The sequence below is a fragment of the Janthinobacterium sp. BCJ23 genome, assembly GCF_059617945.1.
The window spans coordinates 144,041-170,471 of sequence record NZ_JCAQAW010000008.1 but is presented as its reverse complement, the minus strand read 5'-3'; the positions used below and the strand labels follow the sequence as shown (position 1 = coordinate 170,471).

At 65.0% G+C, this 26,431-nt stretch carries 28 protein-coding genes; 7 read left to right on the top strand and 21 right to left on the bottom strand.

Translation table 11 applies throughout. From position 1 onward, the window contains the following. Nucleotides 1-41: 41 nt before the first annotated feature. From AC54AG_RS22485 to pdxR, 8 genes are all read right to left on the bottom strand, one after another. On the bottom strand, nucleotides 42-1,817 hold the full coding sequence (locus tag AC54AG_RS22485) for a family 2A encapsulin nanocompartment cargo protein cysteine desulfurase (RefSeq protein WP_496631615.1): 1,776 nt from the start codon (nucleotides 1,815-1,817) through the stop codon (nucleotides 42-44). Continuing rightward, complete coding sequence (locus AC54AG_RS22480) at nucleotides 1,792-2,721, bottom strand: family 2A encapsulin nanocompartment shell protein (protein WP_496631614.1); 930 nt, start codon at nucleotides 2,719-2,721, stop codon at nucleotides 1,792-1,794. The genes AC54AG_RS22485 and AC54AG_RS22480 overlap by 26 nt, the downstream gene beginning before the upstream one ends. Before the next feature lie 117 nt (nucleotides 2,722-2,838). Then, nucleotides 2,839-3,063: a helix-turn-helix domain-containing protein gene (locus tag AC54AG_RS22475; protein WP_034753446.1), complete on the bottom strand. Its 225-nt coding sequence runs from the start codon at nucleotides 3,061-3,063 to the stop codon at nucleotides 2,839-2,841. Between the two features lie 7 nt (nucleotides 3,064-3,070). Continuing rightward, nucleotides 3,071-4,057, bottom strand: a complete 987-nt coding sequence (gene epsC, locus AC54AG_RS22470) for a serine O-acetyltransferase EpsC (RefSeq protein ID WP_331778513.1) — start codon at nucleotides 4,055-4,057, stop codon at nucleotides 3,071-3,073. Nucleotides 4,058-4,076: 19 nt separating this feature from the next. Next, nucleotides 4,077-4,574, bottom strand: a complete 498-nt coding sequence (locus AC54AG_RS22465; RefSeq protein WP_083292998.1) for a rhodanese-like domain-containing protein — start codon at nucleotides 4,572-4,574, stop codon at nucleotides 4,077-4,079. A gap of 180 nt (nucleotides 4,575-4,754) precedes the next feature. Next, on the bottom strand, nucleotides 4,755-6,386 hold the full coding sequence (gene mnmC1 / locus AC54AG_RS22460; protein ID WP_496631613.1) for an FAD-dependent 5-carboxymethylaminomethyl-2-thiouridine(34) oxidoreductase MnmC1: 1,632 nt from the start codon (nucleotides 6,384-6,386) through the stop codon (nucleotides 4,755-4,757). Continuing rightward, nucleotides 6,386-6,949 (bottom strand): DNA-3-methyladenine glycosylase I, encoded by a 564-nt coding sequence (locus AC54AG_RS22455; protein ID WP_496631612.1) that lies wholly within the window; start codon nucleotides 6,947-6,949, stop codon nucleotides 6,386-6,388. Before AC54AG_RS22455 ends, mnmC1 begins: the two co-directional genes overlap by 1 nt. Nucleotides 6,950-6,987: 38 nt before the next feature. Then, nucleotides 6,988-8,472 (bottom strand): MocR-like pyridoxine biosynthesis transcription factor PdxR, encoded by a 1,485-nt coding sequence (pdxR, locus tag AC54AG_RS22450; RefSeq protein ID WP_496631611.1) that lies wholly within the window; start codon nucleotides 8,470-8,472, stop codon nucleotides 6,988-6,990. A gap of 105 nt (nucleotides 8,473-8,577) precedes the next feature. Here pdxR and AC54AG_RS22445 point away from each other — a divergent pair, with 105 nt between their 5' ends. Next, nucleotides 8,578-9,039: an OsmC family protein gene (locus tag AC54AG_RS22445; RefSeq protein ID WP_496631610.1), complete on the top strand. Its 462-nt coding sequence runs from the start codon at nucleotides 8,578-8,580 to the stop codon at nucleotides 9,037-9,039. Further along, nucleotides 9,040-9,693, top strand: a complete 654-nt coding sequence (locus AC54AG_RS22440) for an FMN-binding negative transcriptional regulator (RefSeq protein WP_496631609.1) — start codon at nucleotides 9,040-9,042, stop codon at nucleotides 9,691-9,693. Here the strand turns inward: AC54AG_RS22440 and AC54AG_RS22435 are convergent. From AC54AG_RS22435 to AC54AG_RS22420, 4 genes are all read right to left on the bottom strand, one after another. Then, a complete protein-coding gene (locus AC54AG_RS22435) occupies nucleotides 9,677-9,817 on the bottom strand; it encodes a hypothetical protein (protein WP_161784201.1) in 141 nt (46 codons plus the stop codon). The two genes, AC54AG_RS22440 and AC54AG_RS22435, sit on opposite strands and share 17 nt — an antisense overlap. Nucleotides 9,818-9,819: 2 nt before the next feature. Next, nucleotides 9,820-10,773 (bottom strand): AEC family transporter, encoded by a 954-nt coding sequence (locus AC54AG_RS22430; protein ID WP_496631608.1) that lies wholly within the window; start codon nucleotides 10,771-10,773, stop codon nucleotides 9,820-9,822. Between the two features lie 99 nt (nucleotides 10,774-10,872). Next, nucleotides 10,873-11,310, bottom strand: a complete 438-nt coding sequence (locus tag AC54AG_RS22425) for a CHRD domain-containing protein (protein WP_496631607.1) — start codon at nucleotides 11,308-11,310, stop codon at nucleotides 10,873-10,875. Between the two features lie 157 nt (nucleotides 11,311-11,467). Continuing rightward, the gene (locus AC54AG_RS22420; protein ID WP_034753667.1) at nucleotides 11,468-12,025 is read right to left on the bottom strand and encodes a winged helix-turn-helix transcriptional regulator; all 558 of its coding nucleotides are present in this window, start codon (nucleotides 12,023-12,025) and stop codon (nucleotides 11,468-11,470) included. 253 nt (nucleotides 12,026-12,278) lie between these two features. Between AC54AG_RS22420 and AC54AG_RS22415 the strand changes: the two genes are divergently transcribed. Continuing rightward, the gene (locus AC54AG_RS22415) at nucleotides 12,279-12,515 is read left to right on the top strand and encodes a hypothetical protein (protein ID WP_338680630.1); all 237 of its coding nucleotides are present in this window, start codon (nucleotides 12,279-12,281) and stop codon (nucleotides 12,513-12,515) included. Here AC54AG_RS22415 and AC54AG_RS22410 read toward each other — a convergent pair. Genes AC54AG_RS22410 through AC54AG_RS22395 form a run of 4 tightly spaced genes read right to left on the bottom strand, consistent with a single transcriptional unit; the run spans nucleotide 12,512 to nucleotide 17,185 of the window. Continuing rightward, the gene (locus AC54AG_RS22410; protein WP_496631606.1) at nucleotides 12,512-13,519 is read right to left on the bottom strand and encodes a Csu type fimbrial protein; all 1,008 of its coding nucleotides are present in this window, start codon (nucleotides 13,517-13,519) and stop codon (nucleotides 12,512-12,514) included. The two genes, AC54AG_RS22415 and AC54AG_RS22410, sit on opposite strands and share 4 nt — an antisense overlap. Then, on the bottom strand, nucleotides 13,519-15,867 hold the full coding sequence (locus AC54AG_RS22405) for a fimbria/pilus outer membrane usher protein (RefSeq protein WP_496631605.1): 2,349 nt from the start codon (nucleotides 15,865-15,867) through the stop codon (nucleotides 13,519-13,521). The genes AC54AG_RS22410 and AC54AG_RS22405 overlap by 1 nt, the downstream gene beginning before the upstream one ends. Nucleotides 15,868-15,913: 46 nt before the next feature. Next, on the bottom strand, nucleotides 15,914-16,642 hold the full coding sequence (locus AC54AG_RS22400) for a fimbrial biogenesis chaperone (protein WP_254798671.1): 729 nt from the start codon (nucleotides 16,640-16,642) through the stop codon (nucleotides 15,914-15,916). A gap of 12 nt (nucleotides 16,643-16,654) precedes the next feature. Beyond that, the gene (locus tag AC54AG_RS22395) at nucleotides 16,655-17,185 is read right to left on the bottom strand and encodes a Csu type fimbrial protein (RefSeq protein WP_034753434.1); all 531 of its coding nucleotides are present in this window, start codon (nucleotides 17,183-17,185) and stop codon (nucleotides 16,655-16,657) included. Nucleotides 17,186-17,534: 349 nt separating this feature from the next. Between AC54AG_RS22395 and AC54AG_RS22390 the strand changes: the two genes are divergently transcribed. Further along, a complete protein-coding gene (locus AC54AG_RS22390) occupies nucleotides 17,535-18,341 on the top strand; it encodes a response regulator transcription factor (RefSeq protein WP_070305391.1) in 807 nt (268 codons plus the stop codon). Here the strand turns inward: AC54AG_RS22390 and AC54AG_RS22385 are convergent. Beyond that, nucleotides 18,338-20,905: a TonB-dependent receptor gene (locus tag AC54AG_RS22385; RefSeq protein ID WP_319992209.1), complete on the bottom strand. Its 2,568-nt coding sequence runs from the start codon at nucleotides 20,903-20,905 to the stop codon at nucleotides 18,338-18,340. The two genes, AC54AG_RS22390 and AC54AG_RS22385, sit on opposite strands and share 4 nt — an antisense overlap. A 329-nt stretch (nucleotides 20,906-21,234) precedes the next feature. Continuing rightward, nucleotides 21,235-21,825, bottom strand: coding sequence for a nicotinamide riboside transporter PnuC (pnuC, locus tag AC54AG_RS22380; protein ID WP_080698630.1), 591 nt, complete (start codon nucleotides 21,823-21,825; stop codon nucleotides 21,235-21,237). Between the two features lie 137 nt (nucleotides 21,826-21,962). Here pnuC and AC54AG_RS22375 point away from each other — a divergent pair, with 137 nt between their 5' ends. Beyond that, the gene (locus AC54AG_RS22375) at nucleotides 21,963-22,724 is read left to right on the top strand and encodes a substrate-binding periplasmic protein (RefSeq protein ID WP_331778503.1); all 762 of its coding nucleotides are present in this window, start codon (nucleotides 21,963-21,965) and stop codon (nucleotides 22,722-22,724) included. Between the two features lie 6 nt (nucleotides 22,725-22,730). On the opposite strand, the gene AC54AG_RS22370 is transcribed toward AC54AG_RS22375, so the two are convergent. Together AC54AG_RS22370 and AC54AG_RS22365 are read right to left on the bottom strand one after the other, a co-directional pair. Beyond that, a complete protein-coding gene (locus AC54AG_RS22370) occupies nucleotides 22,731-23,432 on the bottom strand; it encodes an isochorismatase family protein (protein WP_198511246.1) in 702 nt (233 codons plus the stop codon). A 77-nt stretch (nucleotides 23,433-23,509) separates the two neighbouring features. Then, the gene (locus AC54AG_RS22365) at nucleotides 23,510-24,376 is read right to left on the bottom strand and encodes a pirin family protein (protein WP_139092187.1); all 867 of its coding nucleotides are present in this window, start codon (nucleotides 24,374-24,376) and stop codon (nucleotides 23,510-23,512) included. A 119-nt stretch (nucleotides 24,377-24,495) separates the two neighbouring features. Between AC54AG_RS22365 and AC54AG_RS22360 the strand changes: the two genes are divergently transcribed. Both AC54AG_RS22360 and AC54AG_RS22355 read left to right on the top strand, forming a co-directional pair. Next, nucleotides 24,496-25,401: a LysR family transcriptional regulator gene (locus AC54AG_RS22360; protein WP_338680627.1), complete on the top strand. Its 906-nt coding sequence runs from the start codon at nucleotides 24,496-24,498 to the stop codon at nucleotides 25,399-25,401. Nucleotides 25,402-25,447: 46 nt separating this feature from the next. Further along, the gene (locus AC54AG_RS22355; protein WP_496631604.1) at nucleotides 25,448-26,251 is read left to right on the top strand and encodes a metallophosphoesterase family protein; all 804 of its coding nucleotides are present in this window, start codon (nucleotides 25,448-25,450) and stop codon (nucleotides 26,249-26,251) included. Here the strand turns inward: AC54AG_RS22355 and AC54AG_RS22350 are convergent. Then, nucleotides 26,248-26,421, bottom strand: a complete 174-nt coding sequence (locus AC54AG_RS22350; RefSeq protein ID WP_175444615.1) for a hypothetical protein — start codon at nucleotides 26,419-26,421, stop codon at nucleotides 26,248-26,250. The two genes, AC54AG_RS22355 and AC54AG_RS22350, sit on opposite strands and share 4 nt — an antisense overlap. Between the last annotated feature and the right edge of the window lie 10 nt (nucleotides 26,422-26,431).

Below are 26,431 nucleotides of genomic sequence, written 5' to 3'. Positions count from 1 at the left end.
CGCTTGCGCAAGGGCGGCATCAGGCTGACAAACAGGCAAGATCAGCGGCGCGCACCCGCCAGGCGCTTGACCACGACGATCATGCGGTCGATTTCCTCATACGTGTTGTAGAAGGCGAACGATGGCCGCACGGTCGCTTCCACGCCGAAGCGGCGCAGAATCGGCTGGGCGCAGTGGTGGCCCGAGCGCACGGCGATGCCCTCGTCGTTCAGGGCGCGCCCCACTTCCGCCGGCTCGTAGCCGGCCAGCACGAACGAAGCCACGCTCGCCTTTTCAATCGCCGTGCCGATCAGGCGCACGCCGGGAATCGATTGCAAGTGGTGCGTCGCGTATTCCAGCAGCGCGTGCTCGTAGGCGGCGATGTTTTCCAGGCCGATGCGCTGCACGTAATCGATGGCAGCGCCCAGGCCCACGGCATCGGCTATATTGCCCGTGCCCGCCTCGAAACGATTCGGCACGCCCTGGTAGACGGTGCGCTCGAACGTGACGTCGGCGATCATGTTGCCGCCGCCCTGCCATGGCGGCAATTGCTCGAGCAAGTCCGCCTTGCCATACACGGCGCCGATGCCCGTCGGGCCAAATACCTTGTGGCCCGAGAACACATAGAAATCCGCACCCAGCGCCTGCACGTCCACGCGCAGATGCGACACGGCTTGCGCGCCATCGACCAGCACGCGCACACCGGCCGCATGCGCCAGCGCGATGATCTGCGCCACGGGCGTCACGGTGCCCAATGCATTCGACACCTGCGTCACGGACACCAACCTGGTGCGGCCGTTGAGCAGCTTGCGGAATTCATCGAGCAGTATCTGCCCGCTGTCGTCGACGGGAATCACGCGCAGGGTCGCGCCCTTTTCCGCCGCCAGCTGCTGCCACGGCACGATGTTGGCGTGGTGCTCGAGCTGCGAGACGATGATCTCGTCGCCGCTGTCGATGTATTTGCGGCCAAAGGTATTGGCGATCAGGTTGATGCCCTCGGTGGCGCCCCGCACGAAAATGATTTCATTGGGTGAAGCCGCACCGAGGAAATTGGCCACCTTGGCGCGTGCGGCCTCGTACGCGTCGCTGGCACGCGCCGCCAATGCGTGCGCGGCGCGGTGGATGTTCGAATTCTCGTGCGCATAGAAATACGACACGCGGTCGATCACCGACTGCGGCTTGTGCGTGGTGGCCGCATTGTCGAACCAGGCCAGCGGCTTGCCGTTGACGCGCTCCGCCAGCACGGGAAAATCGCGCCGCACGGCATGCACGTCGAATGGCGCCGGCGTCTGGTGCTGGCCCGGCTTCGTCGCCGAGGGCAGCTCGGTCTGGAAGTAGAACACGGGCTGGCTGTTCGCCGGCGATACGGGCAGCTGGCGCGCGGGTGCCTGCTGCGGCGCGGCCTGTCCCAGACCCTGCTGCGCCAGGCCATCGAGCTTGCCGTTCGACGCCGGATAACCATGCGCGCCACCGACAAAATAATATGGCGACGGCGCACTGACGGCGGACGCACGCGGCGTGGGAATCGATGCGGGCGCCGGCGCAATCGGTGCCTCCAGCGGCGCCGTCACGGGCGGCACTTGCGCCGTCGCCACGCCAGGGGCGATGGCGGCGAAGGAAGGGCCGGGCTGCGGCGGCGGACGGTTCGCATAGCGGGGCGCCGCATCGAGCACGCTGCCGGAACCGCCGAGGCTGGGTGACTTGTCCGACGCGGGGGCCAACCCCGGCAAGCGGGCAAAGAATTCACCGGCCAGGCGGTTCAAGGTCGCTTCGTCGGGTAAGAACGGGACGGCAGGCAAGCCCGCCGCGCCATCACTTGTAGGTGTCTGGGTAGTCATGGTATTTACCGATCTCCACGTCTTCCAGTACGGCCAGCGCATCGTCGGTCAGCACGGCCAGCGAGCAATACAGCGAAATCAGGTAGGACGAAATCGCATGGCGGTTGATGCCCATGAAGCGCACGGACAGGCCCGGGCTTTGCCCGCCCGCCAGACCAGGCTGGAACAGGCCGATCACGCCCTGCCGCTGTTCGCCCGCACGCAGCAAAATGATCTTCGTCTTGCCGTCTTCGATCGGCAGTTTATCCGATGGCACCAGCGGCACGCCGCGCCACGTGAGGAACTGGGAACCGAACAGGCTGACGGTCGGCGGCGGCACGCCGCGGCGCGTGCATTCGCGGCCAAAGGCGGCGATGGCCAGCGGATGGGCGAGGAAAAAGCCCGGCTCTTTCCACACTTTCGTCAGCAGTTCGTCGAGATCGTCCGGCGTCGGTGCGCCCGTCAGGGTAAAGATGCGCTGGTCGTCATGCACGCTGGCCAGCAGGCCGTAGTCGGGATTGTTGATCAATTCGCTTTCCTGGCGCTCCTTGATCGTCTCGATGGTCAGGCGCAGCTGCTCCTTGATCTGGTCGTGCGGGCTGCTGTACAGGTCCGACACGCGCGTGTGCACATCGAGCACCGTGCTGACGGCGTTGAGAAAATATTCGCGCGGCTGGTCGTCGTAGTCGACGAAGGTTTGCGGCAGTTCCGACTCGTCGCGCTGCGAGCAGGCGACGCGCACGTCCTTCGGATTTTTCACGCGATTGAGGCGGTAGATACCCGCTTCCACGGGCAGCCATTGCAGCAGGTGCACGAGCCAGCGCGGCGTGATCGTGGATAACTGGGGGATGCTCTTGCTTGCATTGGCCAGCTGGCGCGCGGCGTTATCGCCCAGCGCGAACTGGTTCTCTGTTGCTTCTGCCATGACTACTCCTGATGAGAAAAGTGAATATGCTTATCTGAAAAACGAATAAAGTATCGGACGCCCCTCTCTTTTTCTCAACATGCTATCGCCATCATCACGGCACTTAATCCAACCGCTTTACTCCACCAATTCCGGCTCGCAGCGCGCCATCAATCCGGCCAGGCCGATGCCCAGCGCGACGGCCAGTTTTTCCACCGTCAGCAGCGACGGCGTGGCGGCGCCCCGTTCGATTTCGCCGATGAACGAGCGGTTCAAGTCGGCCGCTTCGGCCAGCCGCTCCTGCGACCAGCCATGCCCTTCACGCAACTGGCGCACGGCCAGTCCAAACTGTTTGATCAACATGCTGTCCTCATGGGTGGTGGGCAAAGGCGGGGTGGGATGGCGCCGGCAATTCCGGTGCCTCCTGCTGGTTGTGCGCTTGCGTGACATGGCTGCCGGGCGCCACGCTGCGGGTCAGCCAGACATTGCCGCCGATGACGGAGCCCTGGCCGATGGTCACCCGTCCCAGGATCGTCGCGCCCGCATAAATGACCACGTCGTCCTGCACGATGGGGTGGCGCGCCAGTCCCTTTTTCAGCACGCCGTCGGCGCCGGCGGGAAAGCGCTTGGCGCCCAGGGTGACGGCTTGATAGATGCGCACGCGTTCGCCGATGATGGCCGTCTCGCCGATCACCACGCCCGTGCCATGGTCGATGAAAAAGCTGCTGCCGATGATGGCGCCCGGGTGGATGTCGATGCCCGTCTGCGAATGGGCCACTTCGGCGATGATGCGCGCCACCAGCGGCGCGCCCAGCGCATACAGGGTGTGCGCCAGGCGGTAATGGATGATGGCCAGGATGCCCGGATAGCACAGCAGCACTTCATCGACGCTGTGCGCGGCCGGGTCGCCATGGAAGGCGGCCGCCACGTCCGTGTCGAGCTGGGTGCGGATGCGCGGCAGCGCGCGGGCGAAGCGCTGCACGATGGCCAGCGCCTGCTGTTCGATGGAGACCGTCTGCTGCAAGCCGTGCTGGCGCGCGTGGTAACTGAGTTCGCGCCGCACCTGTTCGTGCAAGCCCGTGAGGTTCGTGTCGAGCGTGTGGCCGACAAAGAAATCTTCGCTCTCCTGCTGCAGGTCGAGGGGCCCCAGGCGCATGGGAAACAGCGCCGCGCACAGGGCTTTGATGATGTCGTGCAAGTGCTGGCGCGACGGGAATTCGCGCGCGCCGCACTCCTGGTTGCTGGCCAATCCTTCGCGCCACTGCTCGCGCACGGCGCGCAATTCATCGACGATCTGGCGCAGTTCCCATTGCGGCTGTGCGGCAAGAGAGGCAGGGGGAATGGCTCGCTGGTTCATGGTGGTCCCGGGAAGAGGCTCAGTCTTGCAGCCAGGGCAGCGCATGCCAGCGCCAGCCACCGCTGTGGCCGCGCTGCTGCTGTTCGTCGAGGTCGCCCTCGAAGCCTTGCGCGATATTGAAGACGTGCGTGAAACCGGCCTTGGCCGCCGCTTCGGCGGCCGCGGCCGAGCGCTTGCCGCTGCGGCACAGCAGCACCACGACGGCCTCCTTGCCGCCCACCTTCGCTTCCAGTTCGCGCGTAAAGCGGGGATTGCGGTTCATGGCCGTGCCGGTGGCCCACGCCACGTGCAGCGAGGCGGGCACGTAGCCGACGAACGTGCGTTCTTCATGCGTGCGCACGTCGACCAGCACGGCTTTGCCAGCCTGCACCAGTTGCCACGCATCCTGCGCGCTGACGATGCCCGCATACGGCAAGCCCTGCGCCTGCGCCTGAGTACGCGCGAGATTGAGCACCTCGTCAAAAGCCGCCTCGCCATGCGCGGCGCGGGGATCGAAAATCAGTTCTGCAGCAGCCATCTTTCCACCTCTTTCTTCCGTCGTCAAAAACCAGCACGAGTCCACTGTAGCGAACTTATGTTGTTCGGAAAACAAATTAAAAAGAGTTTGGAAAGCTGAAAAACGTATATGGAGATATTGCAGCGTAAAGCCGGGGTCAGACCCGCCGGGTCTGACCCCGGAATTTGCCTTTAGGTGTCCTCAGGAAGCGCGGCGGCGTTCGCGAAGTAGAAAACGCGCAGGATCAAGCGCCTCTGCCAACTGGCGTTCCAGCGGCAGCGGCTCCCCCTCCAGCTGGCACGCCAGCAGCTCGGCCGCCAGCGGCGCCCAGATCAGGCCGCGCGAGGCGTAGCCGAGCAAGCCAAACAGGCCGGGCCAGCGCGGCACGTCGCGCAGGCGCTCGCAGCGGCCCGGTACGCCGGGGTCGGGCAAGGCGCCCGCCAGCGGCAGGCGGTCCGGTGCCATGCAGCGAAAGCCCGTGCGCCCGGCCAGCGGCGCGGCGAACGGGGCCACGCCAAGGATATCGGCGATCTTCGCGATATTGTCTTCCTGGCTCGATGGGCGCAAGCTGGTGTCCGCGTCCGCGTCGTAACTGGCGCCCACGCACACGATGCCCTGGTGCGCCGGCGTCATGTAGGCTTCGCGGCAGACGACGAACGGCAACGATGGCAAGCTTCCTTCGGCCAGGTGCGTGACCTGGCCGCGCACGGCGTCCAGCGGCAGGCCGGCCGCCTGTTCGAAATCGACGGCACCCGTCCCCGCCGCCAGGATGACGTTGGGTGCAGCCGCGATCAGGGCGCCGTCCGCATCGCGCACCAGCCATTCCTGGTCGCCGCGCTCCAGGCGCAAGGCGCTGCTGGAAAAGCGCCGCGTGAGCGAGGCGCCGCAGGCGTCCAGCATGGCCGCGCAGACGGAAGACGGGCGCGCCCAGCCACCCTGCTCGAACCACCAGGCGCCATCGGGCGCCGGTGCGCCCAGCATGGCGGTCGCCTCGGGCGCTTCCAGCCAGCGGGCGAATTCACGCGGATACAGGCCACTGGCGGCGATCTGCCGCTGCACCTGCGCATGCGCGCCGTCGCGCGCCAGGTGCAGCACGCCGCTTTGCGCACCCTCGATGGCGGCGCCGATGCCGCCCAGGTCTTTCCAGCGGTTCAGCGAATACAGGTAGGCGGCGCGCACCAGGCGCGTGGCGATATTGTCGTCCTTCGACATCAGCGGCATGAAGATGCCGGCCAGGTTGCCCGAGGCCTCGCTGGCCGGTTGCATGTGGCGCTCGACCAGGGTCACCTTCCAGCCGCGCGCGGCCAGCCGTTCGCAGGCGGCCGCGCCGGCCACACCCGCGCCGATGACGATGGCGCGCCGCTCGGGCACGGTGACGGCCGCGTACTCTGCGCGCCGCGCATAAAACACGGCGCGCAAACGGCTCTCGTCAAAAACAAAGCCATTCTTTTGCAGGGCCGCGCGCTGCGCCTCGTCCAGATGCACGGCTTGCAGACGGGCGCCATCAGCCATCAGGCGCGCCAGCACCGGCGTGGCTGGCGGCACCCAGGCCAGGTGTACTTCATCGACGCGCGCCGACAGTTGCGCCAGGCAGGCATCGGCCTCGCCGATCAGCACATCGAGCGTGACGAAGCCATCGTGCGACACCATGCGGTGCAAGCCCGGCACGCAGGGCGGCCATTGCGCACGCCACTCTTCGGGCAAGTGGCGCGCATCGACGGGACGCGGCGCCAGCGCGATGTAATGCAGGCGGCGCCCCCCATGCGCCGCACAGGCGGCACGCAAGCGGGCGCCGTCAAAATCCGTGTCGAGCAGGACGAGCGCGCGGTGCATCAGCGCCCCGCGCGGCAAAAGCAGGCGGGCGCATGGTCATTGACCATGCCGATGCCCTGCATGTAGGCGTAGATGATGGTCGAGCCGACGAACTTGAAGCCCAGCTTGAGCAAGTCTTTCGACAGTTGGTCGGACAATGCCGTCTTGGCGGGGAATTCACCCGGCTGCCAGCTGTTGACGATGGGCTGGCCATCGACATACGCCCACAGGAAGCTGTCCAGGGTCTGGCCTTGCGCGCGCAGGCGCAAATAGGCTTGCGCATTCGTGATGGCGGCCGCCACCTTCAGGCAGTTGCGCACGATGCCGGGGTCCGCCAGCAGCTGCGCCACCTTGTCCGGGCCATACGCGGCGATCTTTTCCGCGTCCCAGTCGTCAAACGCGGCGCGGTAGGTGTCGCGCTTGTTGAGGATGGTTTCCCAGCTCAGGCCAGCCTGCGCGCCTTCCAGGTTCAGCATCTCGAACAGCCGGCGCTCGTCGTGGCAAGGTACGCCCCACTCCGTATCGTGGTAGTCGAGATAGCGGGGATTGGCCGGGTTGGCCCAGGAGCAGCGGATGGTGGTCATGGTCGTGTTCTTCGTGTGCAGGCAAATGCCAGTATAGTTTATCGGCCGCGCAGGATGCGTCCCAGTTCCTGCACGCCATGCTGTATCTCGGCCGGGGGAATGGCCGCAAAGCCCAGCAGCAGCCCGGGCGGCGTGGCGCACTCGGGCCCCGCCGCCGGATCGGCATAGTGGTTCAACGGACGCAATTCGATGCCCCGTGCCAGGCCCGCGCGCGCGACCGTTTCTTCATCGTGGCCGGCGCGAAAATACGCGCACAGTTCCAGGCCGCTGTCGGCCGGGCCGCACGCGAGCTGGTCGCCCAGTTCGCGCGCGATGCCGCGCACCAGCAAGTCGCGCCGTTCGGCATTGCTGTCGCGCGTGCGGCGGATATGCCGGCCAAAGTGGCCCTCGGCGATGAAGTCGGCCAGCGCCATCTGCGGCACGATGGCCGTGTGCCGGTCCATCACGGCCTTGGCTTGCACCAGCGCGTCGGCCAGCGCGGGCGGCGCCACCATATAGCCCAGGCGCAGGCCAGGGAACAGCACTTTCGACAGGGTGCCGACATACACCACGCAGCCGGCCCGGTCCAGGCTTTGCAGCGAGGCCAATGGCGCACCCGCGTAGCGGTATTCGCTGTCGTAATCGTCTTCCACCAGCCACGCCTTGTGCTGTGCGGCCCAGGCCAGCAAGGCCAGGCGGCGGGGTAAACTCATGCTCACGCCCAGCGGCATCTGGTGCGATGGCGTCACGTACGCCAGCTTCGCCTGCGGACAGTGCGCAACGCCATACGCCACGTCCAGCCCCTGCGCATCGACGGGGACGGGAAACACGCGCGCGCCGGCCGCGCGCAGCGGGCCGCTGGCGCCCCGGTAGCCGGGCGACTCCATCCAGACCGGGTCGCCGGGCGCCAGCAAAATGGTCGACAGCAGGAACAGCGCCTGCTGCGAACCGGACGTAATGACGATCTGCTGCGGCGTGCACTGGACACCGCGCGACGCCTTCAGATACACGCACAGCAGTTCGCGCAGCGGCAGGTAGCCGGCCGGGTCGCTGTAGCCGAAATGGTGGTCGGGCCGGCGCCAGCGCCGCGCTTCCAGGCGATTCCACACGTCGAACGGGAAATGGTCGATGCGCGGCATGCCGACGCGGAAAGCCCGCAGCGGACCACGGTGGAACGCCACCTGGCGCATGGCCGTCACCACGCCCTGGCCGCGCGCCGACAGGGGCCGCAGCAGGCCAGGCGCTTCCATCTTGGTGGCCGGCGCGGCCATGGGGACCTCGACGCTGACGAAGGTGCCGCGCCCCACGGCGCCATCGAGATAGCCTTCGGCTGTCAGAAGCGCATACGCATTGAGCACCGTCTGGCGCGACACGGCCAGCAGGCGGCAAAAGTCGCGCGTGGGCGGCAGCTGCATGCCGGGATTCATGCGGCCATCGAGGATGGCGGCCTTGATGGCCGCATACAGTTGGCGGAACAGCGGCTCGCTGGCGCCGCGCCGCAGCGGCAAGGTGGCGATGATCTGGTGCAAATGGGAAGCTGGCATGGTGGCACTCTTGAATTGGTAGCTTCAAGATAGCACTTATTGGCTGTTTTAAATAGCCAAGACTGGCGCTAAGATGACGTACCCCCTTACTCTTGCGGAGCACCCATGCATCAGTTTTTCGCCACCGTGGCCTGGCAGCGCGACGGCCAGGATTTCGCCGGCCAGCGCTACAGCCGTGGCCATGAATGGCAGTTCGACGGCGGCCTGACGGTAGCTGCCTCGTCGTCGCCCCTGTCCGTGCCGCTGCCCATGTCGGTGGCTGAAAATATCGATCCGGAAGAAGCGCTGGTGGCGGCCACGTCGAGCTGCCACATGCTGTTCTTCCTGTCGCTGGCGGCGCAGCGCGGCTACGTCATCGACGATTACCGCGACGACGCCACCGGCGACCTGGGGGAAAATGCGCAAGGCCGCCTGGCCATGACGCGCATCGTGCTGCGTCCGCGCATCGCGTTTGCGGGAACGCCGCCCTCGCCCGAGGCGCTGGCCACCCTGCACCACGACGCGCACGAACGCTGCTACATCGCCAATTCGCTGACGGCCGACGTGGTCGTGGAAGGAGCTGATTAAATGTACTCGCCCGCCAGCTTTCGCGAAGAGCGCCTCGACGTGCTGCATGGCTTGATCGACGCCCATCCCTTGGGCGCGCTGGTGCGCCAGGGCGTCGATGGCTTGTGCGCCGACCACCTGCCGTTCGAGATCGCCGCGCCCACGCCCGACGCCCCATTCGGCAGCCTGCGCGCTCACGTGGCGCGCGCCAATCCGCTGTGGCGCGCCGCCGGCGGGAACGACGAAGCACTGGTGATCTTCCAGGGCCCGCACGCCTACATCACGCCCGCCTGGTATGCGGAAAAGCAGCGCAGCGGCAAGGAAGTGCCGACCTTTAATTACGCCGTCGTGCACGCCCACGGCCCCTTGCGCGCCATCGACGATGCGGCGTGGCTGCTGGGATTGGTGGAGCGGCTGACGGCGCGCCATGAGGCAGATCAAGCCGCGCCATGGCGGGTGAGCGACGCGCCGGCCGCCTATATCGAGAAACTCTTGAAAGCCATCGTCGGCATCGAAATCCCCCTCACGCGCATCACGGGCAAATGGAAGCTGGGGCAGAACCGCAGCATGCAGGACCAGGCCACCATGGCGCGCGAACTGGCCGCCGGCACCCAGCCCGGCGCGGCGCAAGCACTCGGTGCGCTGATCGCCGCCAACGTCACGCCAACCAGCTGACGGCCGCCGAAAACGTCAAAAACGACAGCGCCGTCGAGACCAGGATGATGCGGGCGATGCGCGCCGTCGCTGTGCTCTCGACGATGCGCAAGGCGCGCGGCGAGGCCCGGGGCCACGCGGCCACCCTCACGCCAGCCAGCTGACGGCTGCCGAAAACGTCAAAAACGACAGCGCCGTCGATACCAGAATGATGCGGGCGATGCGCGCCGTGTTCGCGCCAAAGCGCTCCGACAGCAGCGAGACATTGCTGGCGCTGGGCAGGCACGCCACCAGCACCATGCAGGTCAGCGCGAATGGATCGAGCGGCGCGCCCAGCGCGATGGCCGCATGGCCAATACCCCACACCAGCAGCGGATGCAGCAGCAGTTTTTTCAGCGCCACGGGCACATACTCCCCCAGCGGCGCCGGGTCGGCCGTGCTCATTTGCGAACGGGCCAGCACGGCGCCGATGGTAAACAGGGCAACGGGCGAGGCGGCGTCGGCCAGCAGGCCCACCGTCTGCATCAATGGCTTGGGCAAGGCCAGTTCCAGCCACGACGACATGGCACCCAGCACGATCGCCCACGGCATCGGGTTGCCCAGCATGCCTTTCATGGCGTTGGCGATGGCGGCGCGGCTGCCGTGCGCGCCGCCGCTGCCGATACGCGACAGGGCGATGCACAGCGAGCTGGTAATGAGCATGTCGACGATGATGGTGACGATGACGGGACCGGACGAACGGGGTCCGAGCAGGGTCAACAGCAGGGGCACACCCATGAAGCCTGTATTCGGGAAGGCCGCCACCAGCGCGCCGAAGGCGGCATTGTTCCAGTCGATGCGGTGGCTCAGGGTCATGGCCGTCGTGACGCCCACCATGATCAGCGCGCACAGCAGGTACACGCCGAACACGCTGGCGTCGAGCAGCTGCGCGATGGGCGTGGCGGCGCCGAAGCGGTACAGCATGCACGGCAGCGCGAAGTACAGGACAAAACTGTTCAAGCCGCCGATGGCGGCCAACGGCAGCAGCGTGCGCCGCACGGCCAGGTAGCCGCACAGTACCAGGGCGAAGAAGGGAAAGGTGATGGCGAGGATGGTCAGCATGAAGCGCCATTGTAGCGCGGTGCTGCGGCTGGCCGCCGGGCGCAAAAAAAGGCCGCTCGCGCGGCCCAAGGAGGTTTCGGGGAAAACGCCGGCGGCCGGCTAGGGCTTGAGCTGGGCGCGGATCTCGCCGGCCGGGTAGGCGGCGCTGTGCACGTTCACGTACATATTGCCTGCCTGGTAGCTCGCATACTGGGGCGGCGTCAGCATGGCGCCGGCCGGCACGGCAAACATGCCTTCGGCCGTTTTCACCAGGGGCATGATGACGGGGCCGTTGGCGCCGGCCGGCGCTTCATGGATATGCGCGACGGTGGCCACCATGCCCGTGTAGCGCACGCCGCCGCTGACGCTGCGGTCATGGGCGACGCGGATATTGCCGCTGCCGCTGGCCGTGCTGGTATTGGCCGGCACTTCCTGCGCGCCCGTCAAGGTGACGTCCTGGCCGCCCGGGTGGTGCGGGCCATGGGAACAGGCGCCCAGCAGGGCGGCCAGCGCCAGCACGGTGGCGGCGCGGCGAGCGTGTTGTGGCAATGTAGTCATCGCAGTACTCCTTCAACGGACATCGGGTCACGGATGGCGCCTCGCCCTGCACAGCCGGGCCTGCGCCGCACTTGCATTGCATAGTGCGACGGTAACGCCATGCCGTGCAGTCCGTCTTGCTTTGCGCCAAACTCGGCGCACCTCCGCCAGCGCGTCTTCAGGCCAGATGCCCTTCCGCCACCCAGCCGCGGTTGGCGGCCGGCGCCTTCGGCTTGGGCGCGATGCCGCTGCTTTTTTCCGCGTCGAGGATGATGCTGCGCATGCTGTCGCTGGCGGCAGGCCCTGGCGCGAACGCGTAATACTCGTCATTGATGGGCAAGCCCGTCGTGGCATCGACCAGCACCGGATCGGCGGCCAGGCCCGTATCGCGGCTGGCGATGACGAGGCTGGCGCCTTCGGGCGCAAAGTTTTCATTGCCCCAGGCGATAAACGCCAGCAAGACGGGCTTGAAGGCGCGCCCGGACTTGGTCAGCACGTAGTCATAGCGGGGCGGCTTGGCGCAATACAGGCGGCGTGTCATCAAGCCGCCTTCCACCAGGTCGGCCAGGCGGCGCGTCAGGATGGTGGGGGCGATCTTGAGGCTTTTTTCAAATTCGTCGAAGCGCGTCTTGCCATAAAACGCTTCGCGCAGGATGAGGATGCTCCACCATTCGCCCACCTTGCCCAGGCTGCGCGCAATCGGGCAAGGCAAATTATTAAAGTTGGTATGTTTCATGGCCATCTCCTCACATTGATTCAACACAACAATCGAAAAAAATTTCAGTTGCAACACGGAAACTTAGTTACTATCATTTTGAAAGTGAGCTGCTTGCCCCTGCGGCGGGCTGAAAATACGCGAAAACTCACACTTTCCTTGTTCAAGTACAATCATGGCTGGTTCTGCTCTCCCAATCCCGGTGCGAAAAACGGTGCCAGCCACGCCTTCCGGCGCTGCTGCCCACGCCCGTTTTTCACTCGATGCGTTCACGATGACCCCTTTGAAGCTTGCCGTACTGCCTGCCCTGCTCGCCCTGTCCCTTTGCCAGACCACCACCGCCGGTACCGCCGCTTCCGCAACGCTGCAGGCCACCTTCGTCGTGCAGGAAGCGTGCACCATCATCTCGCAGCGCAACATCACCCAGGTACGCTGCCAGCACAACACGCCTTATCTGCTGCACCAGCAGGCGACGCCATCGGGCACCGGCCTCGTTACCGTCACGTTCTAAAAATAAATCGTTGCCGTCACCGTGTCCTTGTAGTCGCCGGGGCGCGGCGACACCTGCGCCGGCACGCGGCCGTAAATCGTCAGCGGCACGCTGGCGCCCGTGCCCGTCCCCGTCACCATGCTCGTGCCTGCCGTGCCATCGCCCCAGGGCGCGCCATCGAGCGTGGATGACAGCAGGTAGCTGACCTTGTCCGTCGTTAAGAGGTTTTTCATTTGCCGGTTGGCCACATTGGCCGCCACGCTGCCGCCGTTCAGGGCAATCTGATAGGCGTTGTTATTCACGCAGCGCACGGACAAGGTGCTGGTGCTGCGCAAGTTGCCCGTCAGGATGGAGGCGTTGGCGAACGCCATCGGGCTGGCCGCGATGGTGCAGTCGTTGACGGCCGTGGCACTTACCGTGAAACCGAAGCTGCCGCTGGTGGCCGAGCACCCCTGCAGGTTGACGAGGCCATACGTCGTGTACGTGTAGGTGCCCACGCCGGCAAAGCTCGACGCATAGACGGTATTGGCGTTGGCGACCGTGGGTACGGCGGCCAGGGCCGTGCCGGCAGGAATCTTCGCGTACACGGTAAAGGTGGTGGAATACGTGCCTGGCGGGGCCAGCAAGCCGGCAGACAGGGTCATGCCGAAGGTCGATGGCGCGCCCGCCACGCCGGCGCCGCCCCAGATCTTCGCCGTCGCATATGAACTGTCCACGTACACGTTGTACTCCATGCGGTTGCTGCCATTGCCCAGCTTGCGCGGCAGGGCCGAGGTGGAATTCGTGCCCAGCCCCAGCGAGATGCACACTTGCGCATTGGGCGTAAGCAACTGTCCCAGGTTCAGCGACGAAAACAGGCAGCTGAAGGTGCCCGTGGCCTGCGCCACGTAATCGGTGCCGGAAATCGGGCTGACGGCGCCGAAATTGATATTCGTCATGCTGACCGTGCAGGTATCGGCCGCCTGCGCCACACTACCCCAGGCGCAGCCCAGCAGCAAGGTCAGCCATGGCAGCAGGCGGCGCATCAGCGGCCTCCTCCGGTGGCAGCGCAGCGCAACGGCCCGATCACGGGCAAGCCGCCCGCGGCCGGACGCACATACGCAAAGCCGACCGTGCACGCGCTGTCGCCCTCGCCCACTTGCAATTGATTCTGTTCGCGCAGATCGTCGACGAAAATGATACCGTCAAAGCCCACGACCGTCTGCTTGCCGCTTTGCACATGCAGCACGGGCAAGCCCGTGGCCAGCGGCTTGCCATCGGCGCCCTGCACGATGACGGTGGCGGCGCTGTAGCGTTCGACGGGAAAGGCCGCCAGCACGCCGGCCAGGTGTTGCGGTACAACCGTCATATTGGTCACGGGTACGCGCGCGTCGACTTCGAGTTCATCCGTGGCGATGCTGATCTGGTTATTGCCATAGGGATTCAAATTCGGCACCAGCAGATAGCCGCTCCCGCCCGTCACGCCGATCTGGCGGTTTTCATGCAGCACAGGAATATTGCCCACGCCGCCAGTGGAGACCAGCGCAAAACCATTACCCACCTGGCGCGTCGTCTCGACATGGCCATCCATCAGCACCAGCGCGCCGGCCGCGCCCAGCGAGGAGGCATTGCCCATGCTGCTGCTTTGCGTGCGCGCGCTCACTCGGCCGTCATTGCCCAGGTATTCCACTTGCGCCTGCCGGTAGGTATTGCCGCCCACCGTGCCTGCCTGCAAGTTCCAGCCGAAGCCGCCGCCAAAGTCCGCCGCGCGCTGCGCGCTGACGCTGCGGCCGCTCTCGCCGTTTTGCCGGCTGGCGCTCGTGCTGATGGACAGATTATTGTCGAAGGCCATGCTCAGGCCGACATAAAATCCCCGCTTCTCGCGTTGCCGCAAATCCTGGAACAGGCTGGCGTTCAGGAACAGGCCGTGCAACAGGGTGGCTGAATAGCCCAGGGTGGCCAGCTTCGATGACGGTGCGCCCGGTGCGCGGTAGCGGATATAGCTGCTGCTGATGCTGCTTCCCGCCGGCAAGGGCAAACTTACGGTAAAGCGGTCCGCCGCGCGCACCACGGGACTGCCGTCGCGCGAGGCCAGGTCGCCGAATCCGGCACTGGCGCGCACGCTTTGCACGTCGACGCTGAAGCGCGGCCCCATGTATTGGTAGCCTGCGCCCAGCTGCACGCCAAGGCTGTGGCCGGCACTGGCCGACAGCGATCCGCTGAGCACGCCTGCCTGGCCCAGCCGCACCAGCGCGCCCGCCCCCGCCTGATACAAGCCGGCAGCCAGTTCCGCATGGCCTTCAATCGTGAAGCTGTCGCTGACGCCATGGCGGACGGAAGCGCTGGCAACGAGCTGCCGCTCATAGCCGAACAGCCGGCGGCCATAGTCGCGCCGCACGGCGCCCGCCTCGACCGAATAATCGCTCAAGCCGGCAGCCAGCATGCGCGTATCGACATACAGGGGCAGCACGGTCGTCACGCTGCGCCCCAGGGCATCGCGCGTGATGAGGGTGGCTTGCCCGGCGCCATTGATGCCGGCCACCTGGTTCAGCACGAACGGACCGCTGGGCACGCTGGCAGCATATTGCTGCACGCCATTGACGTACAGGCTCAGCGATGAGGGCACGAGCGCCGTGCCATCGACGGAGGCGACGGGAAAGGTCAGCAGGTCGGGGCGCAGCTGGAAATTCTTGCGCCACTGCACGCCGCCCACGCGCACGGCGCGGCTCCAGCTGAGCGAAGACGAAATCAGGTCGCCCACTTGCCACGTCTGCAGGGTCTCGGGGTCGGCGTGACTCCAGAAGGTGTCAAAGCGCATGTACTTGCGCTGGTCCGACCCCAGGTTCACGGTGCCGGTATTGCTGAACACGCCACTGTCATTGAAATAGCGCAAGTCGTTGAAGATGGCGGCGCGCCGCGTCCGGCCCAGTTCCGCATAGGCTTCGTAATTGAGGACGGCGCCGGGCGTAACGCGCGACGGCGGCGTCTGCGGGGCCAGGCGCGCGTTGATGCGGTACGGCGAGCGCAAGTCGTCCGCCACCTGCAGCGACACGCTCTGGCGCGCCGCATCATAGTCATAGCTGAGTCCGGGAATCGCATCAAGCGCCACCTCGGTCTGACCGGGTGCGACCAGGCGCGCCGGGTCCAGCCCCAACTGCTGCAAGTTCGCCACACTGCTGCGCAAGCCTTTGCCCACCTGGGTAAAGCGCAAGATCAGCCCGGTTGATTCAGCATTCACAGTCACCTCCAGATACAGTTCATTCGGCGCCATCGGATCGCTCGGCAAGCTGGCCGGTCCCGGATCGGCACCCGTTTCGGCGGCCGATCCATCGGCCCTGGCCACCGGTGCCATGGCCAGCAACAGCAACAGCAAGGATGCCAGTGCGCGTCTCATGGTTTAACCCGGTTCGCGGCAAACCCGCCCGCCATGGCGGCCCGGTTCAAGGTGTCGAATTCGTGGCAACGAGCGCCTTTGCATTCACGTTTGCCGCAATACTCAACGGTCCATCCAGTTCGGCCTCCCTGGCGACGGGCAAGCGCCAGACGCGCATGCGTGCCGCCAGGACATAACCAAACAGCCCCTTGCTGATGACAAATTCCTTGCCCGCCTGGTTCGTCAACGTCATCGCACCGATCTGTGCATGGAAATTGCCGCTGTTCTTGACACGCAACATCCACTCGCCCCGCTCGCGAAACACTTGCCAGTCGAGTATTTCCTTGCCCGGCGCACCGGCCGGCAGCACGAACACGGGCACCGAATAGCGCAGGCGGATATCGATGCCGCTGCGGCCCGCCCCATCTTCGCGGCTGACTTCATCGATGAGCACGCGATACGTCTTTTCCTGCACCACGGGACCGGCCTGGGCACGCACGAGGCGGATGGTCTGCCGGCTGTTGGCGGCGATTTCCACGATCGGCGGACTGGCCACCAGTTCCTGCGTCGGCGCCAGGGTTTCCTCGCCATCGCGCTGCTCCCAGGCGAACACCCGCACCTGTCCGTAGATGGGCTGGTCGCCGAGGTTTTGCAGGCTGATGCCGGCCGCATTCTGTGGCGCGCGCAAATTGAGCGTCACCGGCGAAATCTGCAGATTGGCGCCGTGTGCGCCCGCCGCACAGCAGGCCAGCAGCGCCAGCACGCTTTTCATCAGGGAAACAGCACCGGCCTTCACGCAGCGCCTGGCTTAAAAGTACACGGTGGCCGTGATGGTCGACTTGTAGGTATCGGGCGCCGGTGTCGCTTGCGGCGGAATATTGCCGTACACCGTGATCGGCTGCGATGAACCGTTGCCGGTGCCGCCGACGGTATTCGTGCCCTGGGTATCGCCCCACAGGGTGCTGCCGGCCGTCTGGTACAGATTGAACTGCACCGTCCCCAGGTTGCCGCCCGTGCCGCTCATATAGCGCGTGGTGCCGCTCGATCCCGTGCCCGAGCCGGCCGTCAGGCCCACGTTATACAGCGTGGTATTGGTGCAGGTGACATTCACGGTCGTATTGACGTTAACGGCAGTAGCCAGTACACCCTGACTTTGGCCAAAGTCGAGATTGGCCGCCGCGATGGTGCAATTGGCGATGATTTTCAGGGTGACGTCAAAGGTGGTGGTGGCGCTGCCATTCAGATACACGGCGGCGTCGGCGCTACGCGGCAGGAACGCCGTGGCGGCAACCGCCACGCTGGCGGCAACGATAAGGCGGGGAAAAATAACTCGCAACATGATACCTCCTGATGATGGAACATCATTAATGAGCCCACCAATATGAAGGGCATCGAGGATAGTCACGGTATTGCCGGCGTTTTCTCGGGCACGCAAACCAGGACGACAAAAAACTTGTGCCGAGAGTCAGGAACCCGGGGACTCCGGCATTGTTTGCAGCATTTGCAAAACAGATTTTTTGGCAATCGACATTGCTTAAAATCAATGCATGAGCGAATTATTGGCGATCTAGGAAATCCGCGCTTCTTCTGGCGGAGAAACATCTTTTGAAACACGAGAAAAGCAGAAAAAAAAGGAAAAGCAGGGCATAATAAGCAACAACTTGCTATTTGGTTAAGTCATCCATGCCATGCCATTGACCAGCGAAACCATCAAAAAGAATATCCTGCTCGTGGACGATTCCGCGTTCGAGCAGCGCATGCTGATGGAACTGCTCAGCGAGCAGCCCTATCGCTTCAGCATTGCTTTCAATGGCTACCAGGGCTACCAGCTGGCATTGGCCACGCATCCCGACCTGATCCTGCTCGACGTGCGCATGCCCGAGATGGATGGCTACACGGCGTGCCGTTTGCTCAAGGCCAATCCCGAAACGGAACAGATACCCGTGATCTTTCTCAGCGGCGCCGATGCCGCCAAGGAACGCATCATGGGCTTGCAGGTGGGCGGCGTCGATTACATTTCCAAGCCCTTCCTGCCGGAAGAACTGGCCGCGCGCATCCATATCCATCTGGGATTGATGCGTAGAAGCAACAGCACGCCACCGACAGCGACCCCGGTCAGCGACCGGCAGCAACATCCGGACCTCGTGTTCGTCAATGCCGTCAAACAACTGATTCTCGACAACTTGGGCAGCCTGCCCAACCTGTCCGAAATCGCCCGCAGCGTGGGCACCTACCGCGAAAAGCTGACCCTGATGTTCCGCGAGCAGACGGGCATGACGGTCTTCGCTTTCATCCGTGAAGCGCGCATCGCCCGCGGCGTGGAACTGTTGCAGCAGACCGAGATCGACGTGCAGGATATCGCCCTGCTGATCGGCTTTCACAACGCGGGCAACTTCGCCACGGCCTTCCGCGAACGCATGGGCGTCACGCCCAGCGCCTACCGCCAGCGCCTGCATGAACAGACGGGCCAGCGGCAGGTGTCAAACGGTCATTAGAACTTGTAGTTCAGCTTGAGCGAGGCGAAGCGGCCGCGCGGGTCGGCCTGCGTATAGTCGAAGCCCGAGGCCGAGTAATCCCACGGCGCGCGCTTGTTGGCCAGGTTTTGCACGATGAAGGTGACGTTCGCCGCTGGCGTGACCTGCCAGCTGGTGGTCACGTCAAACGTGCTGAAGGCGGCCACGGATTCATCGAGATGCGTGTTTTGCGCATAGCTGCCCACGTAGTTCCAGGTGAGCGTGGACGACCACTTGCCCTGCTCCCACGTGGCCGATGTGACGCCGCGCCATTTCGGAATCGAGCCGAAATAATTGGTGCCGGCACCATCGGTGAGCGGGGCGCCGTCGGACAGCGGTTCGGCAAAGCGCAGCACGCGGCTCAACTGGCCGGCCAGGGTCAGCTTGCCCCAGTCCTTGTCGACGAAGCGCTGGCGCAGGTCGAGGTCGATACCCGACACTTCGCGCTGTCCCTGGTTGCGGTACTGGCGGTACAGGGTCGTGATGCGGCCATCGGCATCGCGCGTGATCTTCTGCGGCGCCGACGCTTCGTTGGCGAGCGTGGTGGTCGCGCTTTCCGTGCCGATCACGCCATCTTGCTTGATGCGGTAGTAATCGAGGCCGATGCTCGAACTGCTGGTCGGCGACACCACCACGCCCAGGTTCAGGTTATTCGAGCGCTCCGGACGCAGCGCCGTATTGGCGATGGTAATGGCCGTCACGCCGCGCGTCTGCGTGGGCGTGATCGGGTCGCGCGGATCGAGCACGCTGACGTAGCTGACGGCCGTGCTTTGCGTGATTTCCGGCAGCGACGGCGCGCGGAAGCCGCGCGACACGGTACCGCGCACCAGCAGCCACGGCGCCGCCTGGTAGCGCGCGCTGGCCTTCGGCGAAAACGCATTGCCGAAATCGCTGTAATGGTCGGCGCGGCCCGCCAGATTGACGGACAGGTCTTTCACGACGGGCACGTTGAATTCGGCAAACAGGGCCGACACGCTGCGCGAACCGTTGATGATGTTGATGGCCGGGCGCAGCTCCGTACCCGACAGCACGGCCGTCGAGGTTTGCGAATCCATCTTTTCGCGGCGCCACTGGGCACCGGCGGCAAAGCCCAGCGGACCGGCCGGCAATTGCCACAGGTCTTTCGCGGCCGAGAAATCGACGGTGTCGAGGGTCGACTCGGCCGGACGCAGCGTAGACAGGCGCAGGCGGTTGCGCACCGCTTCGCTGTTTTGCGACTGGTCGAGGAAGTTATAGCTGCCATCGGCCAGCACCTTCTGGAATTCGTAGCGGTTGACGAAGTTCTGCACGGTTTCTTCCAGCTTGCTGCTCGAGTGGCCCACGGCCGCATCCCAGTCCCAGCCCGCCAGCGTGCCTTTGACGCCCGCCAGCGCGCGGTAGAAGGTGACCTTGTCCTGTTTCAGGCGCGGTCCCAGGTCGAACAGGGTGGCCGTGAACGGCAGGGGCGTGGCGCCCGGATTGTTCGGATGGCCGACCGGCAGCACGACGGGGATGGTGTCGAGCGCCTGCGTGGCGTTGTTCCACACGCGCGTGGCATTGTTGACAGTGAGCGGCGCGCTGAAGGTCTGGTCGGCGCGCGAATAACTGTGCAGCAAGTCGACGTACGCTTCCGTGTCCGCGTTCAGTTTGAAGGTGGCGCGCGCGGCCGTGTGCACGCGCTGGATGCCGGGGATCAGGGTTTTATACGGCGACGGGTTATACGCGAGCACTTGCCCCGTCTTGCCGGGCGTGATGTCGCCATAATTGACCAGTTGCAGCGGTCCACGCACCCCGCCCAGGGTCCGCGTCGGATCGCTGCCCGCATAATTGGTGGCGACCCAGCCCAGCGCGCCACGCTGCTGATTGCGGAAGTCCGCATCGCGCATCCACGCCACGTCGCTTTGCTGCAGCTTGTCGCGCTGCTGCGCGTCGATCGAGAAGACCAGGCTGTAGCCGTCTTCCTCTAGCTTGCCGAAACCCGTCTGCAGCGCCGCGCTCTTTTCATGCTGGCCCGTGCCTTCGGTCGAGCCGCCCCACTGCGCCGTGATGTCCGTGCCCGTGAATTCCTTGTACAGGATGATGTTGACGACGCCGGCCACGGCATCGGAACCGTAGATCGACGAGGCGCCATCCTTGAGCACCTCGATGCGCTGCACGGCCGCCATTGGCAGGCTGTTCAGGTCGACAAAGGTTTCCTGCAGGTTTTGCGCCGTCGCATAGCTGGCCACGCGCTTGCCGTTCACCAGGATCAGGGTATTTTTCTGGCCGATGCCGCGCAGCGACAGGCCCGACGTGCCGGCCGAGAAACTGCCCGTATATTGTTCGTTGTAGCTGTTGCCGCTGTTGGCGGAGATGGCGCGCAGCACATCCGACACGCTGGTCTTGCCGCTGGCTTTCAATTCCTTGGCCGTGATGACCTGCACGGCGCTGGCCCCCTCTTTTTCGCTGACGCGGATATTCGATCCGGTGACGTTGACGCGCAGCATGTCGTCCTCGGCATGGGCGATGGTGGAGACGGCGGGAAAGGCGGCGGCGATGGCAAGACTGATGGCGAGTGGTTTGAACATGGTTTCCTCTTATTGGGATTGCAGCCTTTTTCACATAAAAAAGGCCGAGCAGGGGCACGCGGACCGGGTTGGCCTGCGGGCAAAACGACGACGGGGGATGAAGGAATTACGGGATGCGTGGACGGGCACGCATCGGCATCCACTGCGCCATGCATTGCATGGTCAGCTGGTGCCGGGCGGCGTAAAAACAGGCAGAAAGGGTAAAACGCAACATAAAAGACACCGGTAAGCGGGGAAAGGCCACTATATCCCGGTGTCTTTATGGGGTGAACGAATTAAAAATTGAATGTATATACGATTTGGATCTAAGGACTTGGTTTTTGGCAATATCAGGCGTCGGCCAGCGCCGGCGGCACGGCCGCCGCGCGGCGTGCCTGCACGCTCCACCAGTACCAGGAAATGACGGCGTTGACCCAGTAGGCCGCATACAGCACGGCCGTCAGGTGCAGGCCGCGGCTGTAGTAGAGCGGCACGGCCACGGTGTTGACGAGCAGCCAGAAAGCCCACGTTTCGATGCGGCGGCTCATCAGCAGGAATTGCGCGATGATGCTAAATACCAACACCGCCGAATCGATGAATGGCGCGTAGGCATTCGTGAAGCGGTGCAGCAGCATGCCGTAGATGGCCACGGAGGCGATACCGGCCGGCACGACCCAGGCCAGGCTGCGCCAACCCGTGCGCGTGATCGGCAACGGCTTGCCGCCGGCGCCGCGTCGCCATTGCAGCCAGCCGATGACGCAGGTGACGATGAAAAACAGCTGCAGCATCACGTCGGCGTACAGGTTGACCTGGAAAAACAGCACGGCAAACAGCACGCAGCCGACCATGCCGATCCACCAGGAATGAATGTTGTTGCGTCCGGCCAGGATGATGGAAGCAGTCATCAAGACATTGGCGGCGATCTCGAGCGGGGGAGTCAAGCGGATTTCCTTTGGATGAAGACACGCCGCCACTATAGCCCATTTGATATCCGCAACCCGCCATGCACTGCTTGACTTCCGTGGCCATTCTGGCAAATTGCTAAGCAGTACCCCCTGAACCACTGCGGAGATGTTCCATGCGCTTGCGCCACGTGCTGCTTGCGGCAACGCTGCTTGGCAGCGTCCTGCCCGCCCTGGCCTGCCGCATGACGATGGCGCTCGAGCAATGGCCGCCGTATGTCTACCGCGACGCCCAGGGCAGTTATACGGGGCTGGACCTGGAACTGCTGCGCGCCATCTTCAAGGAGGCGCGCTGCACCTTGCTGACCGTGCCGGAACTGCCCACGGCGCGGCGCCAGCTGCTGTTCCAGAAAGGCGAACTGGACCTGCTGCCCGCCGCGTCCGAGACGCCGGAACGCCAGTCCTATGCCCGCTTTTCCCTCTCGTATCGCGATGAAGCCGTCGGTGTCTTCAGCAAATCCGGCGCGCACGGCAACCACCGCCAAGTCGCCAGCTTCGCGCAGCTCGCGCGCGGCAAGTCCACCCTGCTGGCGCCCAAGGTGGGCTGGTACGGGGCCGACTATGCGGCGGCCCGTCCGGCAATGGAAAAAGACGGCCGCCTGAATACCTTCGGCAGCTTCCGGCAAGGCATCCTCATGCTCGACGCAGGCCGCGCCGACCTGTTGCTGGGCGACGTGCTGGCCGTGCGCCACGAAGCGCGTCTGCAGGGCGTGGCCTTGAACACCCTGCCCTTCCTGGCACTGCGCGCGCCCGTGCACCTGATGCTCAACGCGCGCACGACCAGCCCCGCCGACCTGGCGCAACTGAACGCCGCCATCACGCGCCTGGAACAGCGCGGCGTGCTGGCAGCGATACGCAGCAGCTACGAAGCGCCGTAGCGGCGACTAACCCTTCGATGCCGCCTCGAGGATTTCCAGCTTCGTTTCGCGGCCATTCTTTTGCACGCCCTGCGCCTTGTCGTAGCTTTCGATCAGCGCGCGGTACGGCGGCACGATATGGTCGGTCATGATGGCGGCGAATTCCATCGCATCGGCGCGGTTCCAGGTGCTCATCACTTCAGCCAGCACGGCATACGTGTCGATCGGCACGGCGCCCGCTTGCGTGACGCGTGCCATGGTGATGTCGGTGGCCATCTTCGACCAGTTGCCCGAGGCGTCGATGATGGCAAACACCTTGTAGCCGGCCGCCAGCGCGCTGATGGTGGGAAAAGCCATGCACACGCTGGTGAGCGTGCCGGCGATCAGCAGGGTCTTGCGGCCCGTCTTTTCAATCGCTTCGACCCAGGCCGGATTGTCCCAGGCGTTGATCTGGCCCGTGCGCGGGATATAGACGGCTTCCGGGTTGAAATGGTGGATTTCCGGGATCAAGGGGCCGTTCGGGCCGTCGGGCACGGACGCGGTGGTAAACGTCGGCATCTTGGCCAGGCGGGACAGCTTGGCCAGCGCCGTGACGTGGCCGCGCAGCACGTGCTGCTCGATGTCGCGCACCAGCTGGAACAAGCCGCTCTGGTGGTCGATCAGCAGCATGACGGCGTCGTCGGGATCGATCATCGGTGGCAAACCTTGGAAGTTGGCGGGGGTGCTCATGGTGGTCTCCTGAAAAACCGTGCCGCGGGATGCGGCACGGGTACTACACAATTCGCTACACAAATTCACTGCACAAATTACTTCGCGATACGGGCGAAGCGGCCGCTGTTGAAATCCTCGAACGCCTGCGCGATTTCCGCTTCGGTGTTCATGACGAAGGGGCCATGGCCGACGATGGGTTCATCGATCGGCTCGCCACTGAGCAGCAGCACCACGGCGTCGTTGTTCGCCTCGACGGTGATGCTGTCGCCGTCGCGCTCGAACAGCGCCATCTGCGCTTCGCGCACCACGCTCTCGCCATTGACCAGCACCGTGCCATGCAGGACGATCAGCGCCGTGCTCCAGCCGCGGGTCACGGGCAGCTCCGTCAACTTGCCCTGGGCCAGGCGCACATCCCACACCTGCATCGGCGAGAACGTGCGGGCCGGGCCATGCTGGCCAGCAAAGTCGCCGGCGATCACGCGCACGGAACCTGCATCGTCGGGCAGCGCCAGCGTGGGTATCGTGTCGCTGGTGATGGCCTGGTAGCCGGGCGCCGTCATCTTGTTTTTCGCCGGCAGATTCACCCACAGCTGCACCATTTCCAAGGTGCCGCCCGACTGCGTGAAGGCAGGCGAGTGAAACTCTTCATGCAGGATGCCGGCGCCGGCCGTCATCCACTGCACGTCGCCGGGGCCGATCACGCCGCCCTGGCCCGTCGAATCGCGGTGCGCCACTTCGCCCTTGTAGACGATGGTCACCGTTTCAAAGCCGCGGTGCGGGTGCGAGCCGACGCCGGGCGGACGGGTGCCGGGGGCAAATTCGGCGGGGCCGGCATAGTCGAGCAGCAGGAATGGGCTCAGCTGCTTGCCATGGCCGTTATATGAAAACATCGAGCGCACGGGGAAACCATCGCCTACCCAGTGCTGGCGCGGTGCGCTGTAGATACCTGTGACTTTGTTCATCTCGATCTCCTGTTGAGGTTTGCATTACGATGGAGACAGAATAGACCTGCAACGATGAAGCGGGTAGACGGTAAAATAGGCCATCAGCGTTCCAAAAATAGAACGATCAAGGAGGTGGCATGCAAGATCTGAATGACTTGTATTACTTTGTGCAGGTGGTCGACCATGGCGGCTTTGCGCCAGCCGGGCGCGCGCTGGGCATGCCGAAATCCAAACTGAGCCGGCGCATCGCGCTGCTGGAAGAGCGCCTCGGCGCACGCCTGCTGCAGCGCACGACGCGGCATTTTTCCGTCACCGACGTGGGACAGACGTTTTACGAGCATTGCAAGGCGATGCTGGTGGAAGCGGAAGCGGCGCAGGAAGCGATCGAACTGACGCGGGCCGCGCCGCGCGGCACGGTGCGCCTGTCCTGCCCCATCGCCCTGCTGCAATCGCTGGTCGCGCCCATGCTGGCCGGTTTCATGCGCGCGCATCCGCAGGTGACTCTGTTATTGGAAGCGAGTAACCGACGCGTCGACCTGGTGGCCGAGGGCATCGACGTGGCCATCCGCGTGCGTCCGCCGCCGCTGCCCGACAGCGACCTGGTGCTGCGCGTGCTGGCCGAACGGGGCCAGTGCATGGTGGGCAGCCCCTTGCTGTTCGCCGGTGCACCGCTGCCGAAGGCGCCGGCCGACCTGGCCGACTGGCCCAGCCTGGCCCTGGGCATGCCGCAACAGTACTACCAGTGGGATTTGCATGGCCCCGATGGGGCGCGCGCCCAGCTACGCCATACACCGCGCTTCGTCACCGGCGACATGCAAACCCTGCGCGACGCGGCCGTGGCCGGCGTGGGCGTGGTGCAGCTGCCGACCATGATGATCACCGAGCAGGTGGCCAATGGCAGCCTGCTGCCGCTGATGGAGCAGTGGCGGCCGCAGCGCGAAATCATCCACGCGGTATTTCCCTCGCGGCGCGGCCTGCTGCCGGCCGTGCGTGCGCTGATCGACTACCTGGCGCACAGCTTCGCCACGCTGCCGGAAGAGTGAAGGTTTTCAGGTACGATGGTGCTCTTTCAACAGGCGTGAAAACAGCATGCGTTTATTGATACTGTCGGACCTGCACCACGAGCTATGGCGCGATGAAGCGCCGCAGGGCGACCTTGCGCTCAGCTGCCCCGACGCCGTCATCCTGGCCGGCGACATCGACACGGGCTCGCGCGCCGTCGCCTGGGCCGCCAACGCGTTTGCGGGCCTGCCCGTGCTGTACGTGCATGGCAACCACGAAGGCTACGGCCACCATCTGGACAAGGTGCGCCAGGAGCTGCGCGCGGCCTGCGCCGCCACGCCCAACGTGCATTTTCTCGATGCGGAGTCCTATGTGATCACCGACCAGGCAGGCAACAAGGTGCGCTTCCTGGGCGCCACCCTGTGGACGGATTTCCGCCTGCTGGGCGACGACACGCGGCAAGCGGCCATGCGCGACGCGGAAGCCGTCATGAACGATTACAAGCGCATCCGCCTGGCCGGCATGGGCTTTCGCAAGCTGCGCGCGGCCGATACGGCCATGTTCCATGCGCAGCAAAAAGCATGGCTGGCGCGCGAGCTGGCGCAGCCCTTCGACGGACGCACGGTGGTCATCAGCCACATGGCGCCGTCGCTGTTGTCCGTCGACGATGCCTACGGCAGCGAAGGGTGTACGCCCGCCTACGCCTCGCGCCTGGACGACCTGGCCGCGCAGGCGGACCTGTGGGTGCATGGCCACCTCCACGTCTCGCGCGACTACCGCATCGGCCGCTGCCGCGTCGTCAGCAACCCGTGCGGCTACAAGACGCGCAGCGGCACGCCGCAAAATCCCGCTTTTGATCCGAACTTCATCGTCGAACTGCCGGTCCGCTAATCGTCAGCTTTGAGGCGGCCCGCCAGCATTTGCTGCAGGCGGTGCTTGCCGGCCCGGCGCGCCGCGCGCGGCGACGCCTCCGACTGGTGCGCGCCGGCGCCGCCGCGCAGTTTCGCTGCCGCCACCAGCGGGTTGCGCGGCTTGGACGTGGCTTTCACTTTGATTTTCATATGCTCTCCT